Annotated in this window: 5 protein-coding genes and 1 pseudogene; 5 read left to right on the top strand and 1 reads right to left on the bottom strand. The window is 50.5% G+C overall.

The features are described 5' to 3' along the window. Positions 1-238: 238 nt before the first annotated feature. The 5 genes and pseudogenes from KDK14_RS17455 (at position 239) to KDK14_RS17475 (ending at position 4,519) form a co-directional block, all read left to right on the top strand. Positions 239-768: pseudogene (locus tag KDK14_RS17455) on the top strand (solute carrier family 23 protein). A 5-nt stretch (positions 769-773) separates the two neighbouring features. Continuing rightward, a complete protein-coding gene (locus tag KDK14_RS17460; protein ID WP_257266466.1) occupies positions 774-1,451 on the top strand; it encodes an NCS2 family permease in 678 nt (225 codons plus the stop codon). 180 nt (positions 1,452-1,631) lie between these two features. Beyond that, positions 1,632-2,015 (top strand): hypothetical protein, encoded by a 384-nt coding sequence (locus KDK14_RS17465; protein ID WP_257266467.1) that lies wholly within the window; start codon positions 1,632-1,634, stop codon positions 2,013-2,015. Between the two features lie 202 nt (positions 2,016-2,217). After that, entirely contained in the window at positions 2,218-3,162 is a 945-nt protein-coding gene (locus tag KDK14_RS17470) for a Gfo/Idh/MocA family protein (protein ID WP_257266468.1), read from the top strand. Positions 3,163-3,343: 181 nt separating this feature from the next. Then, positions 3,344-4,519: a DegT/DnrJ/EryC1/StrS aminotransferase family protein gene (locus KDK14_RS17475; RefSeq protein WP_257266469.1), complete on the top strand. Its 1,176-nt coding sequence runs from the start codon at positions 3,344-3,346 to the stop codon at positions 4,517-4,519. A gap of 79 nt (positions 4,520-4,598) precedes the next feature. Here the strand turns inward: KDK14_RS17475 and KDK14_RS17480 are convergent, their stop codons facing one another. Beyond that, entirely contained in the window at positions 4,599-5,096 is a 498-nt protein-coding gene (locus tag KDK14_RS17480) for a hypothetical protein (protein WP_257266470.1), read from the bottom strand. Positions 5,097-5,448: the final 352 nt, after the last annotated feature.

Consider the following 5,448-nt stretch of genomic DNA (forward strand, 5'->3'; position numbering starts at 1 on the left):
CATACGTACAGTCAAATTATGATTGCCTGATGCGTTTTTGGACGAGAACTAGCTACTAACGACCGGGATCTTAAAAATTTTTAACAACAGGATTAAATCCTCCATGAATAGAGCGGATACAAGACCACTGCCCTCGGCCCATGAGCAATCGGTGTTTCTCGATCGGTTATTCAAAATCAAAGAACATAACACAACGGTAAAAACCGAGTTGCTGGCCGGTTTCACCACCTTTATTACCATGTGTTACGTGGTGTTTGTAATACCGGGTATGCTCGCCGATGCCGGAATGGACAAAGGCGCCCTGTTTACGGCTACCTGTATTGTCGCCGGTTTGAGTTCCATCGCTATTGGCCTGTATGCCAACTGGCCCGTAGGCCTGGCGCCGGGTATGGGCCTGAATGCTTTTTTTGCCTATGCCGTTGTACTGGGCATGGGCTACTCATGGGAACAGACGATGGGTGCCGTTTTTTGGGGGGGATCGGGTTTATGTTGCTGAGCCTGTTCAAAATCCGTCAGTGGATTATTGACAGCATTCCGCAGGGCCTGCGAGTAGGTATTACCGCAGGCATTGGCCTTTTCCTGGCGCTGATTGGTCTGAAAAATGCCGGTATTGTGGTGGCCAGCCCGGGGACTATTATCACGCTCGGTGATATTACTCAGTTCAGCCCGGTGATGGCCTGTCTGGGCCTGCTGTTGATTCTGGGACTGGCTTACCGTGGCTTTAAAGGCGCTGTGTTGAGCGCCATATTGTGGTGGTCTCGGGCATAGGCCTTGTGGCCGGCGATATCGCTTTCCAGGGAGTATATTCGGCACCACCGAGCCTTGAACCGGTGGTTGGCAAGCTGGATATCATGGGTGCTCTGAAACCGGAAATGCTGGGGGTTATCGTTGCGTTCATGTTTGTGAATTTGTTTGATACCACCGGAACATTGATTGCTGTTGGCGATAAAGCGGGCCTGGCTGACGACAATGGCAAAATGCACAACATGGACCGGGCGATGATTACCGATGGCACCGCTTCCTGGGCTGGTGCCCTGATGGGAACACCGACGGTAACATCCTATGTAGAAAGTGCTTCAGGTGTCGCTGCAGGCGGACGAACCGGCCTGGTAGCGGTCACGGTGGGTATTTTGTTCCTGCTCTGCGTGTTCCTTTCGCCACTGGCGGCCATGGTGCCAGCCTATGCCACCGCCGGCGCCCTGATTTATGTCGCTGTGCTGATGGCAGGAAGCCTGGCGACCATTGACTGGAATGACCTGACAGAAGCCGGTCCGGTACTGATTACCGCCATCATGATGCCGTTGAGTTTTTCCATCGCGAACGGTATTGCTCTCGGGTTTATTGCCTATCCACTGGTAAAATGGCTGGCGGGCAGGACTGGTGAAGTCAGCATCAGTATGTGGGTGCTGGCGGCATTTTTTATTATGAAGTTTATCTTTTTCGGAATTTGATTGAGTAAGCACCTGGCCACGTGGAATCAGTAAACATAGCTACAAAAGGCTGGATGCCTACGTGTTTAATCCCTTTTTACAGTAGTAATTCGTCGTTTTTCAGGGTTTTTACTGACTATGGCAATGGCTTCAGTTTCCTTAATATGCACTCCAATTTTTTACGAGTCGATAAGGATTACCATGAAAAAGCTTCTGACCCTGGTACTGATGAGCGTGCTGAGCTTTGGTGTTCTGGCGGATGACTGGAAGAAACTTGGTGAGCGTCGTGTTTCTTTTCAAAGCGAGCAGGATGTCATCCATGTGAGCGGCTTCAAGGGTAAGTACGACACCATTGCATTTAAAGTCGACAGGGCGCCTGTTTTCATGAAAAAGATCACAGTCGTTTATGGCAACGGTAAGTCACAGACTATCCACATCAACAGGCGTCTGCAACAGGGCAAGCGTTCTCTGCCATACCGCTTGCTTGATGGCAACCGTATCATCAACAAGATTGAGATGGACTACAAAACCGCTGCCGGTGGGCATAAATTTGCCGAAGTGTCCGTGTACGGCAAGCGCAGCTGATTGTCTCAACGCATCCTTTGAAGGCAGCGCAAGCCGCTGCCTTTTCCTTCCCTGGCATAACTGCAATTTCTGTCTATCATTTCCCTACGACTGCTACTCATCCACAACTTTGATCAGGGGATACCGTTTACTGAACTAATTCCATATCCGGATCAATGTCAGAATGGCGGTATTCCTGTCAGTCAGAGAGTGATGCCAAAAAATGCTAAGAACGGGAGTGATTGGGGCGGGTTATCTCGGTAAATTTCATGCCCAAAAGTATGCCCGGCTGGCATCCAGCCATCTTGTGGGCGTTGCCGATATCAATGAGACCTGTGGCCAGCAGGTCGCCAGCAACTGCAATACCCGCTATTTCAGTGATTACCGGGATCTGATTGGCCAGGTTGACGCCGTCAGCGTGGTTGTCCCTACCGTCATGCATCACTCCATTGCCAGTGACTTTCTCAGCTCTGGTGTGCATGTGCTGGTGGAAAAGCCCATTGCCAGTAACTTATCCCAGGCTGAAGAGATGATTAAGCTGGCCAGGGAGCAACAGCTCATCCTCCAGGTTGGCTTTCTGGAGCGGTACAACGCGGCACTGGGCAGCGTTGCCGATAAGGTTGAACAGCCCCGGTTTATCGAGTCTCACCGACTGGCCAGCTTTAAACCACGCTCCATGGACATCAATGTGATTATGGATCTGATGATTCATGACCTGGACATTATTTTAAATATGGTCAACTCCCCGATCGTGGATATTGCGGCCAATGGCAGCGCGGTCTTGTCAGAAACCCTTGATATTGCCCAGGCCCGTTTGTCATTTGCCAATGGCTGTGTTGCCAATGTAACTGCCAGCCGCATCAGCCAGAAAAGCAAAAGAAAGATGCGGATTTTCCAGAAACGTGCCTGTATCTGTGTTGATTTCCAGGCGCTGAAAGTCAGCCATTTCTTTCAAGGCGAAGGGGAGTTGCATCCGGGTATTCCAGCCATTGAATGTCAGGAGCAGAGTTACCAGGGCAGTGATGCCCTCAGTCTGGAGATTGAAGACTTTCTTTTAAGTGTTGCCGCATCAAGCCCTCCAAAGGTCAGTGGTGAAGACGGCAGAGATGCGTTGCAGGCGGCGAACAGAATCGCAGAGATTATTGCAAAAACGGGGATAAGCCTCTGACAGCCAACGTTGCGCTCCAGGCAAAGGTTGACATCCTCCCACCACCAGGCGGATGGCCGCCTCACCTGCGCGGCCCGACCTGCGCGGCCCGACCATCTCCACCCAAGCTCTTCGAGCTATGGGTGAAGTATTCCGCGAGAATTCAACCATTACGAGAAAAATGATTTATTCAGGGGGCACCATGAATCAAAAAAGCATGAATCAAAAAAGCATGAATCAAAAAAGTATCAACACTATACCCATGGTGGATGTGCAGGCCTGGCATCGGCCAATACAGGCGCAGTTAGAAAAAAAGGCACTGAAAGTATTACGCAGTGGTCGTTTTATCATGGGGAAAGAAGTAGCATTTTTTGAGCAGGAAGCCGCTGATTACCTCGGCGCCAGGTACGCCATCAGCTGTGCCAATGGTACCGATGCGCTTATTCTTGCGCTTCAGGCCGCCGGTATCGGGCCAGGGGATGAGGTATTAACCACGGGCTTTACCTTTTTTGCCACAGCCGAAGCCATTATGCAGTCAGGAGCAACGCCCGTTCTGGTGGATATAGACTCAGAGACATTCAATATTGACCCGGTTGAGCTGGAGGGAAGCATTACTTCCCGTTGCCGGGCGGTGCTGCTTGTCCATCTTTTTGGTTTGCCTGCCGCGCTATCGGAGATTCAGGCGGTCTGTGATCGCCATGGCTTAATTCTGCTGGAAGATTGTGCGCAGTCGTTTGGTGCTTCATATCATTCCCGCAAAACCGGTAATTTTGGACTGCTCGGTGCGTTCAGTTTTTTTCCCAGTAAAAACCTTGGTGGATTTGGTGATGGTGGTCTGGTGATTACCAACCAATTGAAAGCAGCCGAAATGGTACGAAAGCTACGAAATCATGGCAGTTCAAGCCAGTACCACCATGACTGCCCGGGCTATAACAGTCGTCTGGATGAAATTCAGGCCGCCCTGTTAAGAGTCAAACTGCAGCACATAGAGGCGTTTAATGCACAAAGGCAACAGGTAGCACAGTGGTATCGGGAGTTCTTGAGCGGTAGTGAAGTACTTTTTCCTCAACACCATCACGAACATATCTTTCATCAGTTTACAGTGGTCTTGCCTTCTGGTCGGGATATGGTCAAGAAGCGTCTTGCCGAAAAAGGCATCGCCAGCGCTATCTATTATCCTTTGCCGTTAAATAAACAAAGGGCATTGGCAGGAATAGCCGTAGAACATGCATTACCTGTCTGTGGGCAGTTATCCGAGCACTGTCTTTCATTGCCAATATATCCGGGTATGACCAGAAGTCAGACTGAGACCGTTGCCCGCACGTTGATCAACGTGATGGATTGCCAGGGTTCTTTGTACACCCAATCTGCCTTCTGAGTCTGATGCCGGGCAGGCCATTTTATACAGGGCGAAATGATTCGAAGCAAAATCAGAAACTGGCAAGAGCGTCTACTCGTCACCAATCGTCACCAAAGCCACCGCCAGAGCTAAAGCCCGGTGAATTCAGAGAGGTTGAGCCCAATGAAGCCAGTCTGTAGGAACCAGACGCTACCTTCGAGTATGACCCTTCACTGATACCACGCATGATTTCAGAAGTAGCATGTGTGGTCGGGTGAATGGTGCTTAACGAATCGACGCCCGGCAATAGAGAAGAAGAATGCATGGGTGCCTGGGAGCGAACTTTGGGCTGGGAATGGACAGTAGCTACGTGGCCATGACCCGTTTCCTGGTACGATGGAGGTGGTGCCGATGGTAGCTCCAGGCTCTTTTGCTGCCCACCGGCAACACCGACAAGACGGCGGGGTAGTTCGGTACAGGCGGTGACATCTCGATGCTTGATGTATTTGCATTTGTTACTGGAAAAGAGAGCTACAAAGCCGCAACCTGCGCAACAGCTAATCGGTGCGCCGATGAAGATACCAGCGATAGGGTTGGTGATCGCAGTTACACCCAACTTAGCAAAAAAACCACCTAAACCACCACCCAAACCACCACAGACAATGGTAGCGCAGAAACACTTACAGCGATCTTGTTTAATTCGCTCATAATCTAATGTGTAGCGCGAAAACAGGGGGGGGCAGTGGCTGTGTTGTCACCGGTGCCGGGGTATTAGCGATAGTCATCTGGCTCGTATCCTCTGTATATTGGTAAATTCCGCCCCACGATTTCTGCCAGAATGGCAGCACACAGAGCATGAGCACAGTAGTAGACTTGATTTTTCCCCAAAAGTTCATTCTGAATTGCCACAATAAACTAACCCGGATATTTCATAAACTGCCCCGAATCTCGCGCAGGACTTTGTCGCT

Origin of the sequence: Endozoicomonas sp. ONNA2, assembly GCF_024606365.1 — a bacterium.
Taxonomy (GTDB): domain Bacteria; phylum Pseudomonadota; class Gammaproteobacteria; order Pseudomonadales; family Endozoicomonadaceae; genus Endozoicomonas.